Source organism: Burkholderia sp. RF2-non_BP3 (genome assembly GCF_001522185.1).
Taxonomy (GTDB): Bacteria; Pseudomonadota; Gammaproteobacteria; order Burkholderiales; family Burkholderiaceae; genus Burkholderia; species Burkholderia diffusa.
This window is the reverse complement of the sequence record NZ_LOSU01000051.1, coordinates 15,346-37,337: the sequence shown is the minus strand read 5'-3', so window position 1 is coordinate 37,337 and position 21,992 is coordinate 15,346. Positions and strand designations below refer to the sequence as shown.

The following is a 21,992-nucleotide window of genomic DNA, read 5'->3' as shown; positions in this document are numbered from 1 at the left end:
TCGCATCGGCGGGTGCCGAACAGCCCTTCCTGATCGGCAATTCTTGCCGCCATTTCCCGCCGCGCTGCCCCTGCGCGGCCGCCCGCACAGGGCCCGATACACCCTTTCAACCAGTCATGTTACTGTCACGCCAGTTTCATCGATTGTCACATTATCGTCATGAGGAGCCCCTAACCTTCGCGGTGCCGTAGTCATCCGCTCACACACTGGAGGTCTCATGAAATTGATGCAAACCGCGATTGCCGGCCTGGCTGGCGCGCTTTTCGCAGTCGCCGCGCAAGCTGCCGACATCACGGGCGCAGGCAGCACGTTCGCGATGCCGATTTATACGAAATGGGCTGCCGACTACCAGCAGGCCGGCGGCGCGAAGGTGAACTACCAGGGTATCGGTTCGTCGGGCGGCCTCAAGCAGATCAACGCGAAGACGGTCGATTTTGCCGGTTCGGACGCTCCGCTGAAGGACGAAGAACTCGCGAAGGAAGGCCTGTTCCAGTTCCCGACGGTGGTCGGCGGCGTGGTGCCGGTCGTCAACGTGCCGGGTGTGAAGGCCGGCGAACTGACGCTGTCGGGCCCGGTGCTCGGCGACATCTATCTCGGCAAGATCAAGAAGTGGAACGACCCGGCGATCGCCGCGCTGAACCCGAAGGTCAAGCTGCCGGATACGGACATCGCGGTCGTTCGCCGTGCTGACGGCTCGGGCACGAGTTTCATCTGGACGAACTACCTGTCGAAGGTCAACGACGAGTGGAAGTCGAAGATCGGCGAAGGCACGACGGTCAACTGGCCGACGGGCACGGGCGGCAAGGGCAACGACGGCGTCGCGGCCTTCGTGCAGCGCCTGCCGGGCGCGATTGGCTACGTCGAGTGGGCGTATGCCAAGAAGAACAACATGACCTACACGGCCCTGAAGAACTCGACGGGCACGGTGGTCGAGCCGAAGACCGAAACGTTCAAGGCCGCTGCTGCCGGCGCGAACTGGTCGAAGTCGTTCTACCAGATCCTGACGAACCAGCCGGGCAAGGACGCATGGCCGGTTGTCGGCGCGACGTTCGTGCTGCTGCACGCGAAGCAGGACAAGCCGGAGCAGGGCGCCGAAACGCTGAAGTTCTTCAGCTGGGCGTTCAAGAACGGCGAGAAGGCAGCCGACAGCCTCGACTACATCTCGCTGCCGGCGGCGGTCGAGACGGAAATCCGCAAGCAGTGGAAGACGAAGGTGACGGACGCATCGGGCAAGCCGGTCGCCACGGAGTAAGCAATCCAGCGGTTCGCTGCCCGGCCGTGCCGGCCGGGCAGTGTGTGCGGTAAGGCCGGGCGTCACGGCGCCCGGCGATCCAGAACAGGCGCCCATGTCTGATATTTCCTACACGTCTTCCCGGTCCGATGCCGCGCAGCAACGCGCGCCGAGCCGTCTCGGAGACGTTCTGTTCGGCGGCCTCGCACGGCTGGCCGCGATCGTGACCCTGCTGCTGCTGGGCGGGATCATCGTTTCCCTGATCATTGCGTCGATGCCGACCATCCAGAAGTTCGGCATCGGCTTCTTGTTGCAAACCGAGTGGGATCCGAACTCGGATATTTACGGCGCGGTCGTGCCGATCTACGGCACGATCGTGACGTCGCTCATCGCGCTCGTCATCGCGGTGCCCGTCAGCTTCGGCATCGCACTGTTCCTCACCGAATTGTCGCCCGTGTGGCTGCGTCGCCCGCTCGGCATCGCGATCGAGCTGCTCGCCGCGATTCCGTCGATCGTGTACGGCATGTGGGGCCTGCTCGTGTTCGCGCCGATCTTCGCCGAATACTTCCAGAAGCCGATCGGCCGTCTCTTCAAGGACGTGTGGGTGCTCGGTCCGCTGACGTCGGGCCCGCCGATCGGCATCGGCATTCTCGCGGCCGGCGTGATCCTCGCGATCATGATCATCCCGTACATCGCGTCGGTGATGCGCGACGTGTTCGAAGTCACGCCCGTGCTGCTGAAGGAATCGGCTTACGGGATCGGCTGCACGACGTGGGAAGTGATGTGGAAAGTCGTGCTGCCCTACACGAAGACCGGCGTGATCGGCGGCGTGATGCTCGGCCTCGGCCGCGCGCTCGGCGAAACGATGGCCGTGACCTTCGTGATCGGCAACACCAACCTGCTCGACAGCGTGTCGCTGTTTGCGCCGGGCAACAGCATCACGTCGGCGCTCGCGAACGAATTCGCCGAAGCGCAACCGGGCCTGCATACGTCCGCGCTGATGGAACTGGGCCTGATCCTGTTCGTGATCACGTTCATCGTGCTGTCCATCTCCAAACTGCTGCTGCTTCGTCTCGAGAAGGGAGAGGGCAAGAAATGAGCGAGCCCGTCATGAATTTCCCGGGGCCGAATGGCGCCGCGCTCGACGCGATGCGCAACCGCCTGCAGCGCAAGCGCAAGCTGACCAACGCGATCGCGCTGACCGCGTCGCTCGCCGCAATGGCGTTCGGCCTGTTGTGGCTCGTGTGGATTCTCTACACCACGGTGCATCTCGGCGTCGGCGGTTTGTCGCTGCAGCTGTTCACCGAATCGACGCCGGCACCGAACACGGAAGGCGGCGGCCTGGCGAACGCGATCGTCGGCAGCCTGCTGCTGTGCGGTTTCGGCACGCTGGTCGGCACGCCGATCGGCATCCTCGCGGGTGTCTATCTTGCCGAATACGGCCAGAAGAACCTCCTGGCGAGCACGATCCGCTTCATCAACGACATCCTGCTGTCGGCGCCGTCGATCGTCATCGGGCTGTTCGTCTACGCGATCGTCGTCGCGAAGTCGGGGCGCTTCTCGGGCTGGGCCGGCGTGATCGCGCTGGCGCTGCTGCAGATTCCGATCGTGATCCGCACGACCGAGAACATGCTGAAGCTGGTGCCGAACGCGCTGCGCGAAGCAGCCGTCGCGCTCGGCACGCCGAAGTGGCGGATGGTGTTGAAGATCACGCTGCGCGCCTCGGTCGGCGGGATCGTGACGGGCGTGCTGCTCGCGGTCGCGCGGATCGCCGGCGAAACGGCGCCGCTGCTGTTCACCGCGCTGTCGAACCAGTTCTTCTCGTGGGACATGAGCCAGCCGATGGCGAACCTGCCCGTCACGATCTACAAGTTCGCGATGAGCCCGTTCGCCGAATGGCAGTCGCTCGCATGGGCGGGCGTGTTCCTGATCACGCTCGGGGTGCTCGGACTCAACATCCTGGCGCGTTCGATCTTCTCGAAAAAGTAACGGCGGAGCAATCCGATGAATATGGCAGAAAGCCACCTGAATCCCGTCGAGCGCACCGCTGCGCCCGCCGGCACGCAAGATGCGGCACATGGCCGTCCGCTGGCGCCGCTGAACGCGAAGATCGAGGTCAACAACCTCAACTTCTTCTACAACAAGTTCCACGCGCTGAAGAACATCAACCTGCGCATTCCCGAAGGGAAGGTGACGGCGTTCATCGGTCCGTCGGGTTGCGGCAAGTCGACGCTCCTGCGCACGTTCAACAAGATGTACGCGCTCTATCCGGAGCAGCGCGCCGAGGGCGAAATCCTGATGGACGGCGAGAACCTGCTGACCACCAAGCGCGACATCTCGCTGCTGCGCGCGCGGATCGGCATGGTGTTCCAGAAGCCGACCCCGTTCCCGATGTCGATCTACGACAACATCGCGTTCGGCGTGAAGATGTTCGAGAAGCTCACGCGCTCGGAGATGGACGATCGCGTCGAGTGGGCGCTGACGAAGGCCGCGCTGTGGAACGAAGTGAAGGACAAGCTGAACCAGAGCGGCTACGGGCTGTCCGGCGGCCAGCAACAGCGTCTGTGCATCGCGCGCGGTATCGCGATCCGTCCGGAAGTGCTGCTGCTCGACGAGCCGTGCTCGGCGCTCGACCCGATCTCGACGGGCCGCATCGAGGAGCTGATCGCGGAGCTGAAGAGCGACTACACGGTCGTGATCGTCACGCACAACATGCAGCAGGCCGCGCGCTGCTCGGACTACACGGCTTACATGTACCTGGGCGAGCTGATCGAATTCGGCGAAACCGAAAAGATCTTCATCAAGCCGGTGCGCAAGGAAACGGAAGACTACATCACCGGCCGTTTCGGCTGATGACGGAGAATCACAACCATGTCGGATAAACATCTGTCGAGCCAGTTCGACGCGGACCTGAATGCCGTGTCGTCGAAAGTGCTGGAAATGGGCGGGCTCGTCGAGTCGCAGATCGTCGGCGCGATGCATGCGCTGAACGAATTCGACCGCGAGACGGCCGAGAAGGTGATCGCGGCCGAGGAAACGCTGAACGCGATGGAAGTCGACATCGACCAGGAGTGCGGCAACATCATCGCGCGGAGGCAGCCGGCCGCGCGCGACCTGCGTCTTCTGATGTCGATTTCGAAAACGATTACGAACCTCGAGCGCGCCGGCGACGAGGCCGAGAAGATCGCGAAGCGCGTGCGCCGCCTGATCGACGAGCCGGCCGCGCGTGCGGTGAACATCGCCGAGATCAAGGTGTCGGGCGAGATGGCCGTGACGATCCTGCGTCGCGCGCTCGACGCGTTCGCGCGCCTCGATACGGTGGCGGCCGCGCAGATCGTCAAGGACGACAAGGAAATCGACCTCGAATTCCGCGCGTTCGTGCGCAAGCTCGTGTCGTACATGCAGGAAGACCCGCGCACGATCTCGGTCGGCCTCGAGTACCTGTTCATCGCGAAGGCGATCGAACGGATCGGCGACCACGCGAAGAACATCGCCGAATTCATCATCTACATCGTGAAGGGCACCGACGTGCGGCACCAGCCGCGCGACACGCTCGATCGCGAAGCCAACAGTTAATCGACTCCGTAAGGAAGAACAGAGGTGCCGATGCCCAGCAACATTCTCGTCGTCGAAGATGAGCCCGCGATTTCCGAACTGATCTCGGTGAATCTCCAGCATGCCGGTCACTGCCCGATCCGCGCGTACAACGCCGAGCAGGCGCAGAACCTGATCAGCGACGTGCTGCCCGATCTCGTGCTGCTCGACTGGATGCTGCCGGGCAAGTCCGGCATTGCGTTCGCGCGCGACCTGCGCAACAACGAACGGACCAAGCACATCCCGATCATCATGCTGACCGCGCGCGGCGACGAGCAGGACAAGGTGCTCGGCCTCGAAATCGGCGCAGACGATTACGTGACGAAGCCGTTCTCGCCGAAGGAGCTGATGGCGCGCATCAAGGCCGTGCTGCGCCGCCGCGCGCCGCAGCTGACCGAGGACGTCGTGTCGATCAACGGGCTGCGCCTCGACCCGGCCACGCATCGGGTCGCCGCGCACGGCGACGGCAGCGAGATCAAGCTCGATCTCGGCCCGACCGAATTCCGCCTGCTGCATTTCTTCATGACGCATCCGGAGCGCGTGCACAGCCGCACGCAACTGCTCGACCAGGTCTGGGGCGATCACGTGTTCGTCGAGGAGCGCACCGTCGACGTCCACATCAAACGATTGCGCGCGGCCTTGAAACCGGCCGGTTGCGATGCGATGATCGAGACCGTGCGCGGCAGCGGCTACCGGCTCGCCAAGCACGCGTAACGTATCCGGACATGCCGTGTGCCACGGCATGCCGTTCATTCTTTCGGGCGCTGAATCATGAACATCATCTGGGCGCGCTTTCTCGTGTCGCTCGTGCTGCTCGTGCTGATCAGCGTATTGGTCGGCGTGTTCGCCGGCCCGATCGCGGGCCTCGGGTTCGCGGTCGTGATGCTGGTCGCGCAGGGCTTCTTCAGCACCTTCCATACGCAACGCCTGTGGCGTCTGCTCGATGCGCCCGTCTACGGCGAGGTGCCGAGCGCACCGGGCATCTGGGGTGAAATCTACTACCGGCTGCACAAGCTCGCGAAGCAGTGGCATGCGCAGGTGCGGCAGGTCGAGCAGCAGCATTCGCGCTTCATCCAGGCGATCCAGGCGTCGCCGAACGGCGTCGCGATGCTCGACGACCATGACCAGATCGAGTGGTGCAACGCGATCGCCGAGGTGCATTTCGGCCTCGACGCGAAGCGCGACCTGCGGCAGCACATCACGAATCTGGTTCGTCATCCTGATTTCGTCCGCTACCTGAACGCGCAGCATTACGACGAGACGCTCGTGATGCGCGGGATGGGCGACTCGCGGCAGAACGTCCTCGAAGTGCAGGTGTTTCCGTACGGCGAGAACCGCAAGCTGCTGCTCACGCAGGACATCACGGAGCTCGAGCGGACCGACGCGATGCGGCGCGACTTCGTCGCGAACGTGTCGCACGAACTGAAGACGCCGCTCACCGTGCTGTCGGGCTTCCTCGAGACGATGCGCGAACTGCCGCTGAACGAGGAAGATCGCGCGCGCTATCTCGAGATGATGGAGCAGCAGGCGTCGCGGATGCGGCACATCGTCACCGATCTGCTGGTGCTCGCGAAGCTCGAGGGCGAAAGCAAGCCGCCGATGGATCACGCGATCGACATGCGTGCCGTGTTCGACCATCTGAAGGAAGATGCGCAGACGCTGTCGAACGGGCATCACGAAATCACGTTCACGATCGACGAGACGCTCGGCGTCACGGGCGCGCAGACCGAAGTGTTCAGTGCGTTCGCGAATCTCGTGACCAACGCGATCCGCTATACGCCGGACGGCGGCAAGATCTTCGTGTCGTGGCGGCGCGAGGGCGCGCAAGGCGTGTTTTCCGTCACCGACAGCGGCTTCGGCATCCCGGCGGCCGACCTGCCGCGGCTGACCGAACGCTTCTATCGCGTCGACCGCAGCCGCTCGCGCGATACGGGCGGCACGGGGCTCGGCCTCGCGATCGTCAAGCATGTGCTGCAGCGGCATGACTCGCACCTGTACGTGCAGAGCGAGGAAGGGCGCGGCAGCACGTTCACCGCACGCTTCCCCGCGTCGCGGATCATCGCGATCCGGCCGGCGACGTTCGAAGCGTGAGCGCATGACGCGAATCGGGCGCCTCACGCAGGCATCCCGCCGCAAATAAAAAAGCACAGCCCTCGGGCTGTGCTTTTTCGTTTGGTGACGCGGCACGCGAACCCGCGCGCCGCCCCGTGTCTACGAACAGAACTTCGCGAGCAGACCGAGCTGCGCGTTGCGGATCGTCTTGCCCGCACGACGCCGGCGGTAGTGGCCGTCGCTGAGCATCTGCCAGGCCGACTGGTTGTCGCCGAGGCAGACCGACAGCCCTTCGGCGATCACGCGGCGCTTCAGCTTGCGCTCGCGGATCGGGAACGCGACTTCGACGCGGCGGAACAGGTTGCGGTCCATCCAGTCGGCGCTCGACAGATAGACGTCCTCGGCGCCGTCCGCGTGGAAATAGTAGATGCGGTGGTGTTCGAGGAAGCGCCCGACGATCGAGCGCACCGTGATGTTTTCCGACAGCCCCGGCACGCCGGGCTTCAGCGCGCACACGCCGCGCACGATCAGGTCGACCTTGACGCCGGCCTGCGACGCTTCGTACAGCGCGGCGATCACCGACGGCTCCAGCAGCGCGTTCATCTTCGCGACCACGCGCGCGCGCTTGCCGGCGCGCGCGTTGTCGATTTCCGCGCGGATCGATTCGATGATGCGCGGATGCAGCGAGAACGGTGACTGCCACAGCTCGTGCAGCGTGAGCTCGCCGCCGATCCCGGTCAGTTGCTGGAAGACGTGGTGAACGTCCTCGCAGATCTTCTGGTCGGCCGTCATCAGCCCGAAGTCGGTGTAGAGGCGGGCGGTGCGCGGGTGATAGTTGCCGGTGCCGAGGTGCACGTAGCGGCGCAGCGACGCCTTGCCGTTCTGCACGACGCGCCGCACGATCAGCATCATCTTCGCGTGGCACTTGTGGCCGACCACGCCGTACACGACGTGCGCGCCGACGGCTTCGAGCTGCGACGCCCAGTTGATGTTGGTTTCCTCGTCGAAGCGCGCGAGCAGCTCGACGACGACGGTCACTTCCTTGCCGTTGCGCGCGGCTTCCATCAGCGCGTCCATCAGCGGCGAATCGGTGCCAGTCCGGTAGATCGTCTGCTTGATCGCGACGACGCTCGGGTCTTTCGCGGCCTGCTGCAGCAGTTCGAGCACCGGCTGGAAACTTTCGTACGGGTGGTGCAGCAGGATGTCGCCGTCGTCGATCGCGTCGAACATCGTCGGCGCGTTGACGATCGCGGGCGAGGTCGATGCTGTGAACGGCGAGAACTTCAGATCGGGGCGATCGACGAGATCGGGAATCTGCATCAGCCGCACGAGGTTCACGGAGCCGGCCACGCGATAGCAGTCCTTCTCGCCGAGCAGGCTTTCCTCGAGCAGGCGCCGCACGATATGCGCCGGCGTGTCGGCCGACACTTCGAGCCGTACCGCGTTGCCGAGGTGGCGCGCGGGCAGTTCGCCCTGCAGCGCGACGCGCAGGTTGGTGATTTCGTCCTCGTCGACGAAGAGCTCGCTGTTGCGCGTGATGCGAAACTGGTTGCAGCTCTTCACGACCAGTTGCGGGAACAGTTCGCCGACAAAGCGCTGCATGAACGAGCTGAGCAGCACGAAGCCGTGCTCGAAGCCCGACAGCGCCTGCGGCATGCGCACGACGCGCGGCAGCGCGCGCGGCGCCTGCACGATGCCCATCACCGCCTGGCGGCCGAACGCGTCGCGGCCCTCGAGCTCGACGACGAAGTTCAGGCTCTTGTTCAGCACGCGCGGGAACGGGTGCGCGGGGTCGAGGCCGATCGGCGTCAGCACCGGCAGCAGTTCATCGAGGAAGTAGCGGCGCGCCCATTCGAGCTGTTCTTCATTCCACGTGTCGCTCGCGTGGAAGTAGATGCCTTCCTGTTCGAGCGCGGGCAGCACGGTTTCGTGCAGCATCGTGTACTGGCGGTGCACGAGCCGTTGCGCGCGCTCGACGACGAGGTCATAGGCGTGCTGCAACGACATGCCGTCGGGCGTCAGTGCGCCGGGGTTGTCGCGGATCTGTTCCTGAAGGCCGGCCATCCGGACTTCGAAAAATTCGTCGAGGTTGCTGCTCGTGATGCAGATGAAGCGCAGGCGCTCGAGCAACGGAATCTGCGGGTCAGCCGCCTGGGCCAGCACGCGCTCGTTGAAACCGAGGATGCCGAGTTCACGATTGAGAAGCGGATAACGGACGGACATCGGCAGAGTAGGGGATGATTCGGGCGATGATTCGAAAGGACGCTCGGAAACTCTCACGGTACGATGACGTGCTGATGACGATAATGTATTTATATCGGGAAATTCTACGCCTGAACCGTTTCGTCTCATAAATGTTTCGGCCATATACAATCTACCCGTGTACATGCCCGTGAAGCGTGGCAACGGCAAGCGTTCCACGCTTAAAATGTCGCCTTTGATTGATCGTCCAGCGTGGCCGGACCGGCTGCCGCGGGCGAACGCGCACGGAGCCCCCTTCTGATGGTTACATCCCCCCACTTGCTGGCTGCCGTCGATCTCGGCTCGAACAGCTTTCGGCTGATCGTCGGGCGCGTCGAGGAAACGCCGGCGGGCAGCCAGATCTATCCCGTCGATGCGCTGCGCGAGCCCGTTCGACTGGCCGCGGGCCTGTCGAGCGACAAGATGCTCGATCGCGCGTCGCAGGAGCGTGGCTGGGAGGCGCTCAAGCGGTTCGGCGAACGCCTGCGCGATTTCCATCCCGATCATGTGCGCGCGGTGGCGACCAACACGCTGCGCGTCGCGAAGAACGCGGGCGAATTTCTCGGCGAGGCCGAAGCGGCACTCGGTTTTCCGATCGAAGTGATCGCGGGCCGCGAAGAGGCGCGCCTGATCTATGCGGGCGCCGCGCATTCGGTGCCGGCGAGCGCGGGCAAGCGGCTCGTCGTCGACATCGGCGGCGGCTCGACAGAGTTCATCATCGGCTCGCACTACACGCCGATCGTGATGGAGAGCCTCTACATCGGCTGCGTGAGCCATAGCCGCGCGTTCTTCCCGGCCGGCAACGTCGACGAATACACGATGCGGCAAGCCGAACTCGCGGCCAAGCGCGAGATCCAGATCATTTCCAGCGAATACAAGAAGGCCGGATGGGACCAGGCGATCGGTTCGTCCGGCACCGCGCGCGCGCTCGCGGAACTCGTCGAGGCGAACGGCTTCAACGACGCGGGCATCACGCACGGCATTTCGCGCGGCGGGCTCGAACGCCTGAAGCGCGCGCTGATCAAGTCCGAGAACGTGAACCGGCTGAAGCTGATCGCGCTGAAGCCCGATCGCGTGCCGGTGCTCGCCGGCGGCCTCGCGATCATGCTCGCGGTATTCGAGGAACTGGGTGTCGACTACGTCGATACCACCGACGGCGCTTTGCGTCTCGGCGTGCTGTACGACCTGCTCGGCCGGACCCAGCACGAGGACATGCGCGCGGTGACCGTCGAAGGCTTCACGCGCCGCTACGGCGTCGATCGCGCGCAGGCCGAGCGCATCGGCGCGCTCGCGGTGCGGTTCTACGACGAGCTCGACGATTCCGACGACGAAGAACGCGAGGAAGGCCGGATGTTCCTCGGTTGGGCCGCCGCGTTGCACGAGATCGGCCTGTCGATTTCGCACAGCTCGTATCACAAGCATTCGGCCTATATTGCGAGCAACGCCGACATGCCGGGTTTCTCGCGCACCGACCAGGCGCGCCTTGCCGCGCTCGTGCTCGGGCATGCGGGCAAGCTCGGCAAGCTGTCGCAGGCGCGCGACATCGAATGGCCGCTGCTGTTCTGCCTGCGGCTCGCGGCGCTGCTTTGCCGGCGCCGGACCGATGCCGGGCTGCCGGACATTTCCGTGTCGCAGATGAAGAAGGGCGGGTATGAAGTGCGCCTGCCGAGCGCATGGGTCGAGCAGAACCCGCTGACCGATTACAGCCTCAGCCAGGAAGCGGCAGAGTGGGAGAAGGTCGGCATTCCGTACCGCGTGGTTTATACGGGCGCGTGACGCGCCGGCACGGCGGCGGCGCGCTCGCGCCGCCAGGTTGCCTTGGACGCACTCAGTCCGAGCACACGATCGCGGTCAGAAACGGGAATGCCTGCTTGACGGTCGCGTCGCTGCCGGCCTTGCGCACGGCCTGTTCGACCGCGTTCTTCGTGCCGCGCACCACGACGCCGTATGCCCAGTCGCCGATCGGCGTGCCGTCGCCGGGCTGGAAAATCGGATCGTTCGCCTGGTAGCCGAGCACGACATAGACGCCGAAGCCGTAGGCGGTCAGCGGATGGTTCGTGCGGAATGCGTTCACCGAATTCGATTCGACGTGCATCGGCTCCGACTGGATGTCGCCTGCCGCGAGCAGCGGCGCGACGAACTTGTGGCCGTTCGAATGGCAGTCGAGCGCGTCGTCGAGCGACTTCGCCGATGCGACGCCGGGCACGCCGAGGGTGCCGATTGCGAGCAGCGCGCCGAGCACGGCGGTCTTGAAAACGTGATTTTTCATGCGCGATTGCGGGTTGGTCGCGGACATTATCGCGTGTTCTCGCAATTTTCGTGCGCGGGCTGCGGGCGGTGGCACCGGGGGCGGACGCGGGCGGCGGACCAAACGAAAAAGGGTTGCAAGCGCGATGGCTTGCAACCCTTGTCGTGAATCTCGTGGTCGGAGCGATAGGATTCGAACCTACGACCCTCTGATCCCAAATCAGATGCGCTACCAGGCTGCGCTACGCTCCGACGAGCCAAAGATTCTATCGTCTAATGGGTAACCGGGTCAATCACGTTTTTGCGTACGGCGCATGTCATCACGAACCGCTCACGATTGGCGACAATTCGAAGCATGATCGTCCGGCCCGCGAGTGTGCGGCCGGAGCATTCGTCGAAGCATGGAGAGACATCATGATGAACCTGATCCTGTGGCGCCACGCCGAAGCCGAAGACTACGCGGCAAGCGACCTCGCACGCCAGCTGACGGCCCGCGGGCGCAAGGATGCGCAAGCGATGGCCAAATGGCTGCGCGGCCGGCTCGAGTCGAGCAGCGTGATCCTCGCGAGCCCGGCGGCGCGCACCGTGCAGACCGTCGAGGCGCTGACCGACCAGTACCGGACCATCGATGCGCTCGCGCCGGGCGGCAGCGTCGACGACGTGCTGGCGGCCGCCGGGTGGCCCGACGGCATCGCGCCCACGGTCGTGATCGTCGGGCACCAGCCGACGCTCGGCTGCGTCGCGGCGCAGTTGATCGCCGGCAACGACGATAGCTGGAGCGTCAAGAAGGGCGGTATCGTGTGGCTCGCGAGCCGCACGCGCGACGGCAACCGTCAGGCCGTCCTGCGCGCGGTATTGACGCCGGACCTTGTCTGAAGCGGTTTGAAGGCATTGATCATACGGTTTCGCAGGCTTTCTGCTAAAGTCAATTCGGCGACACGTCATTGAAAGGACACGGTCGTGCCACAGAACGGTAACGACCGGTTACTACATTGGCTGGCATGTCGTCCTATTCCTTACGACCAGGAAAGCCTAATGCGAGAACTGCCGACGCCTACGCTCCCCTTTGCCTCGCTTCCCCTCGACACGTCGCGGCGTCACCTGCCGCGCGCTGCTGAAACCGTCACATCCGAGTACCGTCTGCGTGCCGCCTGGGCGCGCACGGAAGATGAATTGCGCGAGGCCCAGCGCCTGCGTTACACCGTGTTCGCCGACGAGATGGGCGCGCAGGTCAGCGGTCCGTCCGGTCTCGACGTCGACCCGTTCGACGCCTATTGCGATCATCTGCTGGTGCGCGACCTCGATACGCTGAAGGTGGTCGGCACGTACCGCGTGCTGCCGCCGCACCAGGCCGCGCGTGTCGGCCGTCTGTACGCCGAAGGCGAATTCGACCTGTCGCGCCTTACGCACCTGCGCGGCAAGATGGTCGAGGTCGGCCGCTCGTGCGTGCACAGCGACTACCGCAGCGGCGCCGTCATCATGGCGCTCTGGGGCGGTCTCGGCGCGTACATGATGCAGAACGGCTACGAGACGATGCTCGGCTGCGCGAGCGTGTCGATGGCCGACGGCGGGCACTATGCGGCGAACCTGTATCAGTCGCTGCCGGCCAACTCGCTGACGGCGCCGGAATATCGCGCGTTCCCTCATACGGCGCTGCCGGTCGACGAACTGCAGACGGGCACCGTCGTTGCGCCGCCGCCGCTGATCAAGGGCTACCTGCGTCTCGGTGCGAAGATTTGCGGCGCGCCGGCGTGGGATCCCGACTTCAACTGCGCGGACTTCCTGACGCTGTTCCGGCTGTCCGACATCAACGCACGCTACGCCCGGCACTTCCTGGGCTGAGCCATCCCGATCGCGGCGCGCTGCTCAGGCGCGCACGCAAGCGAACGCCGTCGCGCGGCAGATTGCCGCGCGATGGCGTTTGTTCGTTCCGAGGAAGGCGTTTTATCCGGCCCTGTTAATTTGGGCGATACGCACTGCCCACCGTGCCGGCAGACGCACGTTCGACGCGGGCCGCGCGGGCGGCCCGGACAACGGGGCGGGCTTGCCTAGTGCTTGCGCCGCCAGTCGAGCAGGTGATGTTCGGCCATCCAGTGATGGATCATTCCTTCGCCGCCGTGGCTGCGCTTGTATTCGCGCGACTCGAAATAGGACAGGGCGGCGAGCACCATCAGACCGATGAACAGGCCGATCAGGCCGGCGATCTCTTCAGATGACATGGCAGCCTCCTTTCAACGGCACAGCGCCATCTGCTACATGGTAGAACATGCGCGGGACAACCCCTAACCCGGAATTCGGCTAGACTCGGCGCGGTCCTGGCGCGCGATGGGCGCGCCGTTTTCCGGAGCCTCACCGATGACCCGTTTCATGCTGGCCGTGCTGGCCGCGTCCATTCTCGCCGGCTGTTCCAGCGATCCCCGCCAGGCTCGTCGCGGCCACCCGCCGCAAGATCCGGCCGATTATCACGGCGTGCCGACCGACATGACGCCGCCGTCGATGCTCGGTGAGCCGGCGCCGTCGGCACCCGCACCCATGCAATAACGAAACCGGCCGGCCTGCGCGGCCGTCAGGTGCCGGCCGCGGGTGCGTCGGCGCCGATCCGCCGCGTCAGCGCCGGCAAGTAGCGCGCGAGCGTCACGCCACGCGCGACCATGAACAGCAGCAGCGCGAACCACAGACCGTGGTTGCCGAAAGGGCCGACAGCCGCCAGCGTCGCGGCAATGAAGATCGCGAACGACGCGACCATCGCGCGCATCAGCGACTGCGTCTGCGTCGCGCCGATGAACACGCCGTCGAGCAGGAACCCCCACACGGACACGATCGGCGAGATTGCCGCCCACGGCAGGTATTGCAGCGCGACCGCGCGGATCCCCGCCTGGTCGGTCAGCCGTGCGACGATCCAGCCGCCGGCCGCCCAGTAGACGAGCGCGAACAGCAGCGCGCCGAGCGCGGACCACAGCAGCGTGACCCGCACGGCCTGCCGGAATGCGGTGCGGTCGCGCGCGCCGGCCGCGGCGCCGACGAGCGCCTCGGCCGCATGCGCAAAGCCGTCGAGCCCGTAAGCCATGAAGGTCTGGAAATTCAGCAGCAGTGCGTTGGCCGCGAGCGTCGCGTCACCCTGCGTGGCGCCCAGGTGCGCGAACCAGCCGAATGCGCCGAGCAGGCACAGCGTGCGCAGGAAGATGTCGCGATTGAGCGCGATCAGCCGCTTGAGCGCCGCACGATCCGCCAATGCACCCGCGGCCAGCGGTGCGAGGCCGCGCGGGCGCAGCCGCCACAGCATCCATGCGCCGAGCGCGAAGCCGCACGCGTCCGCGGTCGCGGTTGCCGCGCCGATCCCGGCGATGCCCCAGCCGAAGCCGTACACGTACAACAGCACGGCACCGATGTTCACTGCGTTGATGAAGACCTGCGTGACGAGCGCGAGCCGCACGCGCTGCGCGCCGAGCAGGTAGCCGAGCACGACGTAGTTCGCGAGCGCGAACGGCGCGCTCCAGATGCGTGCGTGGCCATAGGCCAGCGCCGTCGCGCGGACGGCGTCGCTTCCGCCCAGCGCGGTCAGCGCGAACGACAGCAGCGGGACCTGCAGCGCGAGCACGGCGGCGCCGAGCGCGAACGCGACGATCAGCGCGCGCAGCACGTTGAGCCGGATGCCGGCGGCGTCGCCGGCGCCGTGCGCCTGCGCGACGAGGCCGGTCGTGCCCATGCGCAGGAAGCCGAAGCCCCAGAACACGAAGTTGAAGAACAGTCCGCCGAGCGCGACGCCGCCGAGGTACTGCGCGCCGTCGAGGTGGCCGGCGACGGCCGTGTCGACCGCGCCGAGGATCGGCTGGGTCAGGTTCGCAAGGACGATCGGGAAGGCGAGCGCGAGGACGCGCCGGTGCGAGACGGCGGCCGATCCGGTGCCGGCCCCCTGCGGTAATGCGGATTCGGACATGGCGAACGCGTCAGGCGCGTTCCTGCACGCAGACCCACGGCGACACGACGACCGCCCACAGCTCCGGATTGCGCGCCGCGAAATCGGCGGCGGTTTCCGCCGGCATGCGCGCGACGAGACCGGACGACAGCCAGCGCGTGACCTGGTCGGCGTCGTCGCCGGCGATCGCTTCCGCGACGCTGACGAGATCGAGATCGCGTGCGACCGACAGCAGCTTGCCCTGTGCGAAGAAGCGCTCGAGATCGCACCAGTCGATCTTGGCGGTTTCGCCGAGGAGTTTGGCGTAGAGCGGGCTGTGCGACGCGCCCGCGGCGGATTCGTGTTGGTCGGAGGACATCGGTGGTGTGCTGAAAAGACTGCGTGGGCGCCACTATAAACCATCCGGGCGCGCGCCCGGTTCACGCGTCGCGCAGCGCGCGGCGCACGATCTTGCCGGTTGCCGTCATCGGCAGGCCGTCGACGAACGCGATCGCGCGCGGGTACTCGTGCGCGGCCAGGCGCGTCCGCACGTGGGCCTGCAGCGCCTGCACGAGCGCGTCGTCGCCGACATGGCCGGGGTTCAGCACGACGAACGCCTTGACGATTTCGGTGCGCGTCGGGTCGGGCACGCCGACGACGGCCGCCATCCGCACCGCCGGGTGCGTGAGCAGGCAGTCCTCGATCGGCCCCGGGCCGATCCGGTAGCCGGCGCTCGTGATCACGTCGTCGTCGCGGCCGACGAAGCGCACGAAGCCGTCGGCGTCGATCGTGCCGGTGTCGCCGGTGAGGAGGTAGTCGCCCGCGAACTTGTCGCGCGTCGCGGCCGGATTGCGCCAGTATTCGAGGAACATCACCGGGTTCGGGCGGCGCACCGCGATGCGCCCCTCGACGCCGGGCGGCAGCGGCGTGCCGTGCTCGTCGACGATCGCGACCGCGTGGCCGGGCACGGCCTTGCCGATCGCACCGGGCTGCGCATCGAACAGCGCCGCGCATGACGACAGCACCATGTTGCATTCGGTCTGTCCGTAGAACTCGTTGATCGTCACGCCGAGCGCGTCGCGTCCCCACGCCGTCAGCTCGGTGCCGAGCGATTCTCCGCCGCTCGCGACCGATTTCAGCGCCAGCGCGTGGCGCTCGCGCGGCGCGGGCACCGCGCGCATCAGCTTCAGCGCGGTCGGCGGCAGGAACGCGTGGGTCACGCCATGCCGCGCCATCAGCGCGAACGCGGCCTCGCCGTCGAACTTCTCGAAGCGGCGCGCGAGCACCGGCACGCCGTGGTGCCATGACGGCAGCAGAACATCGAGGAGCCCGCCGATCCATGCCCAGTCGGCGGGTGTCCAGAACAGGCGCGCGTCGCGCGGGAAGCATTGCTGCGACATCTCGACGCCCGGCAGGTGGCCCAGCAGCACGCGATGCGCATGGAGCGCGCCTTTCGGCTTTCCGGTCGTTCCGGACGTGTAGATGATGACCGCCGGGTCGTCGGCGGCGGTGTCCGCCGGCATGAAATCCGGCGATTCGGCGGCGAGTGCGGCGTCGAATCGCAGCACGCCGGGCGCATCGGGCGCATTGTCGCCGATGCAGTAGCACGTGCGCAGCGCCGGCAGTTGTGCGCGCAGCGGCGCGATTTTCGCGTAACCGGCCGCGTCGGTGACGAGCGCGGCGGCTTCGCTGTTCGCGAGCCGGTATTCGAGCGCGTCGGCGCCGAACAGCGTGAACAGCGGCACCGCGATCGCGCCGAGCTTGTACGCGGCGAGATGGGCGATCGCCGTTTCCGGACCTTGCGCGAGGAAGATCGCGATGCGGTCGCCACGTTGCAGACCCGCCCGCGCGAGGCTGTTCGCGAAACGGTTAGAAACATTCCTCAGGTCGTCGAACGTGAGGCGGGACACGTCGCCTTGCGTCGTCTCGTGAATCAGCGCGAGCCGTCCGCTGCCGTCGGCCCACTTGTCGCAGACATCCACGCCGATGTTGTAGCGGGCCGGAACGTCCCACGCGAAGCGGGAGAGGAGGTTGTCGTAGCGGTCGGCGGCGGGCAGCATCGCAAGTCTCCTTGGCGTCCATCGTCGGCATCGGCCGATGGATTACATCGGCATTTCACGCGACCGAAACCACAATGGCGCCTGATGGATAGGGGAATGTGCGGACTCGTGCAACGGGGGCGGCTCAGTGCACGATTCCGCTATGACGCATAAGATCATGACAAAACAGTGATATGACCATGGATTTGCTTCTGATAGCTGCGGGGTTCAGCCTGTTCGGAATCGGTGCGCTGGTGGCGTTTGCCAGCTGCGTCGATCCGTTGTCCGGCCGGTTCACCGGCCGTCTGCGCAAGCGCTGACACGACCTTCCCGATTTCCCTCGCGACGACATGCGATGCATGCCGGCATCGCGTGTCGTCCTCCTTCGGCGGTGGCGCGCTCAGCGCGCCGGCAGGTAGCGCGCCGGATCGATCGAGCGGCCGCCGTAGCGCAGCTCGAAGTGCAGCGCGACGCGATCGCTGTCGCTGTTGCCCATCTCCGCGATCGTCTGCCCCTGCGTGACCGACTGGCCTTCCTTCACGAGCAATGCACGGTTGTGTGCGTAGGCCGTCAGGTAATCGGCATTGTGCTTGAGGATGATCAGGTTGCCGTAGCCGCGCAATCCGTTGCCCGCATAGACGACGGTGCCTGGCGCGGCGGCCAGCACCGGCGTGCCCGTGGCGTTCGCGATATCGATGCCCTTGGATTTCGAGCCGTCGAAGCTGCGCACCACGTTGCCGGCGGCCGGCCAGATCAGCGCGATGCTGGTGGCCGGCTTGACGGCCGATTCGACCGGCGCGGAAGGCGCGGGGCGGCTGCGGCCCGCACTGCCGGTGCCGGTGGTCGACGCGGTCGTCGTGCCGGGCGGCGGCGCGATGCGCAGCACCTGGCCGACCTCGATCGCGTCGGGATTCGTGATCTGGTTCCAGCGCACGATGTTCGCCATCGACGTGCGATTCTCGCGCGCGATCTTGTAGAGCGTGTCGCCGCGCTCGACGCGGTAGTAACCCGGGCCGACGGGTGCGGAGCCGCACGCGACGAGCAGCGCGGCGCAGGCGGCCGCGAAGAGCCGCTTCGTTGTTGTTCCGAACATTGAACCTCGCAAAACCCCGCCGCGCGCGACGCGGCAGGCGATACAAAACGTCCGATTTTAACGGGTTCGACCCGAGCACCGCAGTTTCGGGCCGCGGGCGCGGCCGGCGCGCCCCGGTTCGCCGGTGCGGCCGACGTCAGCCGGCGAGCGGCAGCACGCGAATTCGCAGCGTCGCCGTTTCGGTCGCGCCCGGTGCAAGCATGCGAAGCCCGAGGCCGTTGTGGATCGCGTCCGGCAGGCCGAGCCACGGCTCGACGCAGTAGAAGTCCGATTCCGGCTTTTCCGTCCAGGTTGTGACCGCGTACCACGGGATCGAGCCCGGGACGTCGAGCGCGATCTCGATCGTGCGGCGGCGGCCCGGCATTACGATGCGCACCGGCGCGGAGGGCGCGCCGTCGAGGCAGTGGAAGCGGTCGAGAATGTCCGGATCGCCGAGGCTGTACGATGCTTCGCCGGGCTCCAACGGGCTGATCGAGCCATCGGCGCGCTGCATGCAGCGGCGCGTCGGCGGCAGTTCGAGCGTGGTTTGCGCGCGCTCGCCGTGCGGCAGCGCGAAGTAGAAATGGTGGCCCGCGTAGTAGGGCAGCGGCGTGTCGCCGTGGTTGGTCGTGGTGAGCGCGACGTCGAGCGTGTGGGCGTCGGCGAGCCGGTAGGTCGTCTCGAACCGGAAATCGAACGGATAGCTGTCGCGCAGCGCGTCGTTCGCATCGAGCGTCATCGACAGCGCGGCGCCGTCGGCCGACGGTTGTGCCGCGAACGGCAGGTCGCGCGCGAAACCATGCATCGGCAGGTCGCGAACCACGCCGGCGGCATCGCGCCAGCGGCCCAGTTCGCCGTCGACGCGATGGCGGCCGAGGAACGGGAACAGCAGCGGGTTGCCGCCGCGCACGCGTGCGAGGTTGCTCCAGTCGGCGGCTTCCGGCCAGAAAATGACCGGCTCGCCGTCGACGTGCCACGACAGCAGGCGGCCGCCGAATTGCGGGGCGACCCGGACGAGTGACGAGCCGGCGTGAAGTTCATGAATGTCGTGCTGCTGGAAGATCGGCATGGCGAATCGGTATGAACGGGTGGGCGGGGTGCGCGATGGCGCGCTCCATTATCGGGCCGCGACGCGGTCGGGGAAAACCCTTCTCGGGAAATCGCGAGTTTTTCAGACTGCCGACGGTCTGGATAATGCCTGTAAACCGGTGATGTTGCCGGGTCATGACACTTCGTGGAGGGGGCCATGGATCTGGCAATGGCAATGGGAATCGCACTGTTCGGCATGTTCACCGGCAGCACGGTATTGTTTTTCTATCAGCTCGGCCGCTGACGGCAATTTCTGCCGGAATCGAAAGGCCCGCCATGCAAATGGCGGGCTTTTTGCTTTCTGCGCGCTTACAAGTTGCAAGCGTTTGTGTGCATTGCCGCAATAACCAGCCAAATGCCTTGGCGCAGTAATCCTGGCTGGGCATAATCGGGGCGCGTTTTTCGGACGCGCGATGCGTCGTCCGCTTTTCTACCCGATTGATCACCACTAAAAGGACCGACGCGTGAGTCTCTGGTTTCTGGTATTCCTGAGCGTCCTGCAGGGCGTCACCGAACTCTTCCCCGTCAGCAGCCTCGGCCACACGCTGCTCGTGCCCGCGCTGTTCGGCATGCACATCGACAAGCACGCGCCGCAGTTGCTGCCGTTCCTCGTCGCGCTGCACCTCGGCACCGCGCTCGCGCTGCTGTGGTATTTCCGCGCGCGCTGGATCGCGCTGATCAGCGGCTTCTTCGCGCAGCTCGGCGGCCGCAAGAACGACGACGGGCACCTGATGTGGGCGCTGATCATCGGCACGATCCCGACCGGGATCGTCGGTCTGCTGCTCGAGAAGCGCATCGAGCGCGTGTTTCACGACCTGCGGATCGTTGCGATCGCGCTGATCATCAACGGCGTGCTGCTGTGGATCGGCGATCGGATCCAGCGCAGCCGTGCGCACCAGCCGCCCGAAAAGATGACGTTCAAGCAGGCGTTCTTCGTGGGCCTCGCGCAGATCGGCGCGCTGATTCCGGGTTTCTCGCGCAGCGGGCTGACGATGATCGCCGGTAACGCGGCCGGGCTGACGGCGGAGAAGGCGGCGGAGTTTTCGTTCCTGCTCGGCACGCCGATCATTTTTGCGGCGGGCGTGCTCGAACTGCCGAAGCTGTTCCATGCGCGCGACCAGCTCGCGGACGCGCTGCTCGGTGGCGTGCTGACGGCGATTGCCGCTTATCTGAGTGTGCGGTTCTTGATGCGCTATTTCGAAGGGCGCGGGCGGCTGGCTTCGTTCGGCTTGTACTGCGTGATTGCCGGGGTGTTTTGCCTTGGGTGGTTCATGCTGCATCCGCAGCCGGTTTGACGGTTGCGGCGCCGGTCGCGCGTCGCGCATGATATGACGCGATGATCGGGTATAATTTCGGGCTCGGCTTCATGCCGGGCCCGTTTCGTTTCGGGGCTTTGAGTGCGGGTTGTGTGGTTTGTGCTCGAAGCCTTTCGCGTCAAATGCGGCCCGGGTTGTGTGGCCGTGTCTTTTCCCCTCGACCGCCCTTAGCTCAGTTGGATAGAGCAACGGCCTTCTAAGCCGTAGGTCACACGTTCGAATCGTGTAGGGCGGGCCAGAATTTCCTGAAAGATCAACGAGTTGCGAATTGGGCGCACTGCTGGGTTGCACTTCGATCAGCACGCGGAACCGCACTCGCTGTGCTCGGAGTGTGCTCGCATTCTAATGGTCATCCCAGCCTCCCCCAAGCGATGATTCATGCACGAGTGATGGCGGGATAGACCCACACGTGCCGCTCGACGTTATCGAAGAAGATACCAGCGCCTGTGTTGTAGTCTTCCGTTAACTTTCTAAGTTGTTCTGCATCGCTTTCAAACACTGTGAAACTGTAGCGCTGCGCGATATTCACTCGCGTCAGTGTCGTGGCTACCTTTAGAGTCAATACATATTGCCCAGGTAGCCAGCGGGCGTTACTGCGGTTGAAGAGCTCAATCAGCGGCGTGACTACAGCATCATCCGCCAGTACGCCTCGGTTGTCCCCGGGCAGCCGGGCTTGCAGCTTTTGGTTTATGTTTGCTCTGAGCGCATATTCGAGTTGACGATATTGCTGCTCATTCTCTCGTGACCACAAAGCGAGGAAATTCGTGATGTTGGCCCATTCGCTGTGTGAACTGAGGGTAAACGGGGTGAGGAGTAGCGCCAGCGCTGGTGTCGCCTGTAGGTAGGTTCGCGCTGGCAGTACATATTCCACACCACCGTCCTTGCTGATCGATGCGGTTATCGATGAAATACGAACGTCTCTACCACCAACATTTCTGACGATAAAGTGCGCTTGGAGAATCGGGTTGCCTACCTTGCCCTTGCAGAATCCGTTGTAGATACGCGACACGCTGACGCGTGCGTTTATCGTGAATGAAACTGCATTTCAATGCATGACAAAACGGCTGAAAATGTTTAATTTAGTCAAGATTATTTTTTGAGCGAAATCGTCGTCTAAGCGATCGAATTAGCTGGGAAGGACCAGTCGGTGACTACCCGGAAATTTGTTCGGGGAATTGGCGCTCGGTAACGGCGAGTCTTGATTTTGCAGAAAAAT

General features: G+C 65.2%; 21 protein-coding genes and 2 tRNA genes. 13 read left to right on the top strand and 10 right to left on the bottom strand.

Annotated elements, in window-relative coordinates; all coding sequences use genetic code 11:
* Nucleotides 1-217 precede the first annotated feature (217 nt).
* The 7 genes from pstS (at nucleotide 218) to phoR (ending at nucleotide 6,916) form a co-directional block, all read left to right on the top strand.
* Nucleotides 218-1,252 carry a phosphate ABC transporter substrate-binding protein PstS gene (gene pstS / locus WS45_RS24210; RefSeq protein ID WP_059702026.1) on the top strand — a complete coding sequence of 345 codons (1,035 nt, stop codon included), beginning with the start codon at nucleotides 218-220 and terminating at the stop codon, nucleotides 1,250-1,252.
* A 94-nt stretch (nucleotides 1,253-1,346) separates the two neighbouring features.
* Nucleotides 1,347-2,330, top strand: a complete 984-nt coding sequence (pstC, locus tag WS45_RS24205; protein ID WP_059523448.1) for a phosphate ABC transporter permease PstC — start codon at nucleotides 1,347-1,349, stop codon at nucleotides 2,328-2,330.
* Nucleotides 2,327-3,220: a phosphate ABC transporter permease PstA gene (gene pstA / locus WS45_RS24200; protein WP_059691171.1), complete on the top strand. Its 894-nt coding sequence runs from the start codon at nucleotides 2,327-2,329 to the stop codon at nucleotides 3,218-3,220. The genes pstC and pstA overlap by 4 nt, the downstream gene beginning before the upstream one ends.
* A 15-nt stretch (nucleotides 3,221-3,235) precedes the next feature.
* On the top strand, nucleotides 3,236-4,084 hold the full coding sequence (gene pstB, locus WS45_RS24195; protein ID WP_059523444.1) for a phosphate ABC transporter ATP-binding protein PstB: 849 nt from the start codon (nucleotides 3,236-3,238) through the stop codon (nucleotides 4,082-4,084).
* An 18-nt stretch (nucleotides 4,085-4,102) separates the two neighbouring features.
* Nucleotides 4,103-4,807: a phosphate signaling complex protein PhoU gene (gene phoU, locus WS45_RS24190; protein ID WP_059523442.1), complete on the top strand. Its 705-nt coding sequence runs from the start codon at nucleotides 4,103-4,105 to the stop codon at nucleotides 4,805-4,807.
* Nucleotides 4,808-4,837: 30 nt separating this feature from the next.
* Nucleotides 4,838-5,539 carry a phosphate regulon transcriptional regulator PhoB gene (phoB, locus tag WS45_RS24185; RefSeq protein ID WP_006750313.1) on the top strand — a complete coding sequence of 234 codons (702 nt, stop codon included), beginning with the start codon at nucleotides 4,838-4,840 and terminating at the stop codon, nucleotides 5,537-5,539.
* Between the two features lie 57 nt (nucleotides 5,540-5,596).
* Nucleotides 5,597-6,916, top strand: coding sequence for a phosphate regulon sensor histidine kinase PhoR (gene phoR / locus WS45_RS24180; protein ID WP_059702024.1), 1,320 nt, complete (start codon nucleotides 5,597-5,599; stop codon nucleotides 6,914-6,916).
* Nucleotides 6,917-7,036: 120 nt separating this feature from the next.
* On the opposite strand, the gene ppk1 is transcribed toward phoR, so the two are convergent.
* The gene (gene ppk1, locus WS45_RS24175; RefSeq protein WP_059702022.1) at nucleotides 7,037-9,100 is read right to left on the bottom strand and encodes a polyphosphate kinase 1; all 2,064 of its coding nucleotides are present in this window, start codon (nucleotides 9,098-9,100) and stop codon (nucleotides 7,037-7,039) included.
* 279 nt (nucleotides 9,101-9,379) lie between these two features.
* Here ppk1 and ppx point away from each other — a divergent pair, with 279 nt between their 5' ends.
* Nucleotides 9,380-10,894 (top strand): exopolyphosphatase, encoded by a 1,515-nt coding sequence (gene ppx, locus WS45_RS24170; RefSeq protein ID WP_059702020.1) that lies wholly within the window; start codon nucleotides 9,380-9,382, stop codon nucleotides 10,892-10,894.
* 52 nt (nucleotides 10,895-10,946) lie between these two features.
* Here ppx and WS45_RS24165 read toward each other — a convergent pair whose 3' ends face one another.
* Nucleotides 10,947-11,387 carry a hypothetical protein gene (locus WS45_RS24165; protein ID WP_059702189.1) on the bottom strand — a complete coding sequence of 147 codons (441 nt, stop codon included), beginning with the start codon at nucleotides 11,385-11,387 and terminating at the stop codon, nucleotides 10,947-10,949.
* Nucleotides 11,388-11,540: 153 nt separating this feature from the next.
* A tRNA-Pro gene (locus WS45_RS24160) sits at nucleotides 11,541-11,617 on the bottom strand.
* A 162-nt stretch (nucleotides 11,618-11,779) separates the two neighbouring features.
* Here WS45_RS24160 and sixA point away from each other — a divergent pair.
* Both sixA and WS45_RS24150 read left to right on the top strand, forming a co-directional pair.
* Nucleotides 11,780-12,241, top strand: coding sequence for a phosphohistidine phosphatase SixA (gene sixA, locus WS45_RS24155; RefSeq protein WP_059523831.1), 462 nt, complete (start codon nucleotides 11,780-11,782; stop codon nucleotides 12,239-12,241).
* 159 nt (nucleotides 12,242-12,400) lie between these two features.
* Nucleotides 12,401-13,207 carry a GNAT family N-acetyltransferase gene (locus tag WS45_RS24150; RefSeq protein ID WP_059523434.1) on the top strand — a complete coding sequence of 269 codons (807 nt, stop codon included), beginning with the start codon at nucleotides 12,401-12,403 and terminating at the stop codon, nucleotides 13,205-13,207.
* Nucleotides 13,208-13,413: 206 nt separating this feature from the next.
* Here WS45_RS24150 and WS45_RS35755 read toward each other — a convergent pair whose 3' ends face one another.
* Nucleotides 13,414-13,584: a hypothetical protein gene (locus WS45_RS35755; RefSeq protein WP_009687382.1), complete on the bottom strand. Its 171-nt coding sequence runs from the start codon at nucleotides 13,582-13,584 to the stop codon at nucleotides 13,414-13,416.
* A gap of 136 nt (nucleotides 13,585-13,720) precedes the next feature.
* Here WS45_RS35755 and WS45_RS24145 point away from each other — a divergent pair, with 136 nt between their 5' ends.
* On the top strand, nucleotides 13,721-13,906 hold the full coding sequence (locus WS45_RS24145) for a hypothetical protein (RefSeq protein WP_059702018.1): 186 nt from the start codon (nucleotides 13,721-13,723) through the stop codon (nucleotides 13,904-13,906).
* Between the two features lie 25 nt (nucleotides 13,907-13,931).
* Here the strand turns inward: WS45_RS24145 and WS45_RS24140 are convergent, their stop codons facing one another.
* From WS45_RS24140 to WS45_RS24120, 5 genes are all read right to left on the bottom strand, one after another.
* On the bottom strand, nucleotides 13,932-15,302 hold the full coding sequence (locus tag WS45_RS24140; RefSeq protein WP_059702016.1) for an MATE family efflux transporter: 1,371 nt from the start codon (nucleotides 15,300-15,302) through the stop codon (nucleotides 13,932-13,934).
* A 10-nt stretch (nucleotides 15,303-15,312) separates the two neighbouring features.
* Nucleotides 15,313-15,639, bottom strand: a complete 327-nt coding sequence (locus WS45_RS24135) for a DUF2288 domain-containing protein (RefSeq protein WP_059523428.1) — start codon at nucleotides 15,637-15,639, stop codon at nucleotides 15,313-15,315.
* A 61-nt stretch (nucleotides 15,640-15,700) separates the two neighbouring features.
* Complete coding sequence (locus tag WS45_RS24130) at nucleotides 15,701-17,320, bottom strand: acyl-CoA synthetase (RefSeq protein WP_059702014.1); 1,620 nt, start codon at nucleotides 17,318-17,320, stop codon at nucleotides 15,701-15,703.
* Nucleotides 17,321-17,699: 379 nt separating this feature from the next.
* Nucleotides 17,700-18,392 (bottom strand): peptidoglycan DD-metalloendopeptidase family protein, encoded by a 693-nt coding sequence (locus WS45_RS24125; RefSeq protein ID WP_059523424.1) that lies wholly within the window; start codon nucleotides 18,390-18,392, stop codon nucleotides 17,700-17,702.
* 136 nt (nucleotides 18,393-18,528) lie between these two features.
* Entirely contained in the window at nucleotides 18,529-19,440 is a 912-nt protein-coding gene (locus WS45_RS24120) for an aldose epimerase family protein (protein WP_059702012.1), read from the bottom strand.
* A gap of 484 nt (nucleotides 19,441-19,924) precedes the next feature.
* Between WS45_RS24120 and WS45_RS24115 the strand changes: the two genes are divergently transcribed.
* Both WS45_RS24115 and WS45_RS24110 read left to right on the top strand, forming a co-directional pair.
* Nucleotides 19,925-20,755: an undecaprenyl-diphosphate phosphatase gene (locus WS45_RS24115; RefSeq protein WP_059506104.1), complete on the top strand. Its 831-nt coding sequence runs from the start codon at nucleotides 19,925-19,927 to the stop codon at nucleotides 20,753-20,755.
* Between the two features lie 182 nt (nucleotides 20,756-20,937).
* Nucleotides 20,938-21,014: transfer RNA gene (locus WS45_RS24110), tRNA-Arg, on the top strand.
* A 138-nt stretch (nucleotides 21,015-21,152) separates the two neighbouring features.
* Here the strand turns inward: WS45_RS24110 and WS45_RS35215 are convergent.
* Nucleotides 21,153-21,785 carry a hypothetical protein gene (locus tag WS45_RS35215; protein WP_156437261.1) on the bottom strand — a complete coding sequence of 211 codons (633 nt, stop codon included), beginning with the start codon at nucleotides 21,783-21,785 and terminating at the stop codon, nucleotides 21,153-21,155.
* Between the last annotated feature and the right edge of the window lie 207 nt (nucleotides 21,786-21,992).

Bases quoted from the DNA above. Each gene is read 5' to 3' on its own strand.
- WS45_RS24145 (WP_059702018.1), top strand. From the start codon at position 13,721: ATGACCCGTTTCATGCTGGCCGTGCTGGCCGCGTCCATTCTCGCCGGC.
- phoB (WP_006750313.1), top strand. From the start codon at position 4,838: ATGCCCAGCAACATTCTCGTCGTCGAAGATGAGCCCGCGATTTCCGAA.
- pstC (WP_059523448.1), top strand. From the start codon at position 1,347: ATGTCTGATATTTCCTACACGTCTTCCCGGTCCGATGCCGCGCAGCAA.
- WS45_RS24125 (WP_059523424.1), bottom strand. From the start codon at position 18,392: ATGTTCGGAACAACAACGAAGCGGCTCTTCGCGGCCGCCTGCGCCGCG.
- pstB (WP_059523444.1), top strand. From the start codon at position 3,236: ATGAATATGGCAGAAAGCCACCTGAATCCCGTCGAGCGCACCGCTGCG.
- ppk1 (WP_059702022.1), bottom strand. From the start codon at position 9,100: ATGTCCGTCCGTTATCCGCTTCTCAATCGTGAACTCGGCATCCTCGGT.
- WS45_RS35755 (WP_009687382.1), bottom strand. From the start codon at position 13,584: ATGTCATCTGAAGAGATCGCCGGCCTGATCGGCCTGTTCATCGGTCTG.
- WS45_RS24120 (WP_059702012.1), bottom strand. From the start codon at position 19,440: ATGCCGATCTTCCAGCAGCACGACATTCATGAACTTCACGCCGGCTCG.
- WS45_RS24140 (WP_059702016.1), bottom strand. From the start codon at position 15,302: ATGTCCGAATCCGCATTACCGCAGGGGGCCGGCACCGGATCGGCCGCC.
- WS45_RS24150 (WP_059523434.1), top strand. From the start codon at position 12,401: ATGCGAGAACTGCCGACGCCTACGCTCCCCTTTGCCTCGCTTCCCCTC.
- WS45_RS24135 (WP_059523428.1), bottom strand. From the start codon at position 15,639: ATGTCCTCCGACCAACACGAATCCGCCGCGGGCGCGTCGCACAGCCCG.
- pstS (WP_059702026.1), top strand. From the start codon at position 218: ATGAAATTGATGCAAACCGCGATTGCCGGCCTGGCTGGCGCGCTTTTC.
- phoU (WP_059523442.1), top strand. From the start codon at position 4,103: ATGTCGGATAAACATCTGTCGAGCCAGTTCGACGCGGACCTGAATGCC.
- sixA (WP_059523831.1), top strand. From the start codon at position 11,780: ATGATGAACCTGATCCTGTGGCGCCACGCCGAAGCCGAAGACTACGCG.
- phoR (WP_059702024.1), top strand. From the start codon at position 5,597: ATGAACATCATCTGGGCGCGCTTTCTCGTGTCGCTCGTGCTGCTCGTG.
- ppx (WP_059702020.1), top strand. From the start codon at position 9,380: ATGGTTACATCCCCCCACTTGCTGGCTGCCGTCGATCTCGGCTCGAAC.
- pstA (WP_059691171.1), top strand. From the start codon at position 2,327: ATGAGCGAGCCCGTCATGAATTTCCCGGGGCCGAATGGCGCCGCGCTC.
- WS45_RS24165 (WP_059702189.1), bottom strand. From the start codon at position 11,387: ATGAAAAATCACGTTTTCAAGACCGCCGTGCTCGGCGCGCTGCTCGCA.
- WS45_RS24130 (WP_059702014.1), bottom strand. From the start codon at position 17,320: ATGCTGCCCGCCGCCGACCGCTACGACAACCTCCTCTCCCGCTTCGCG.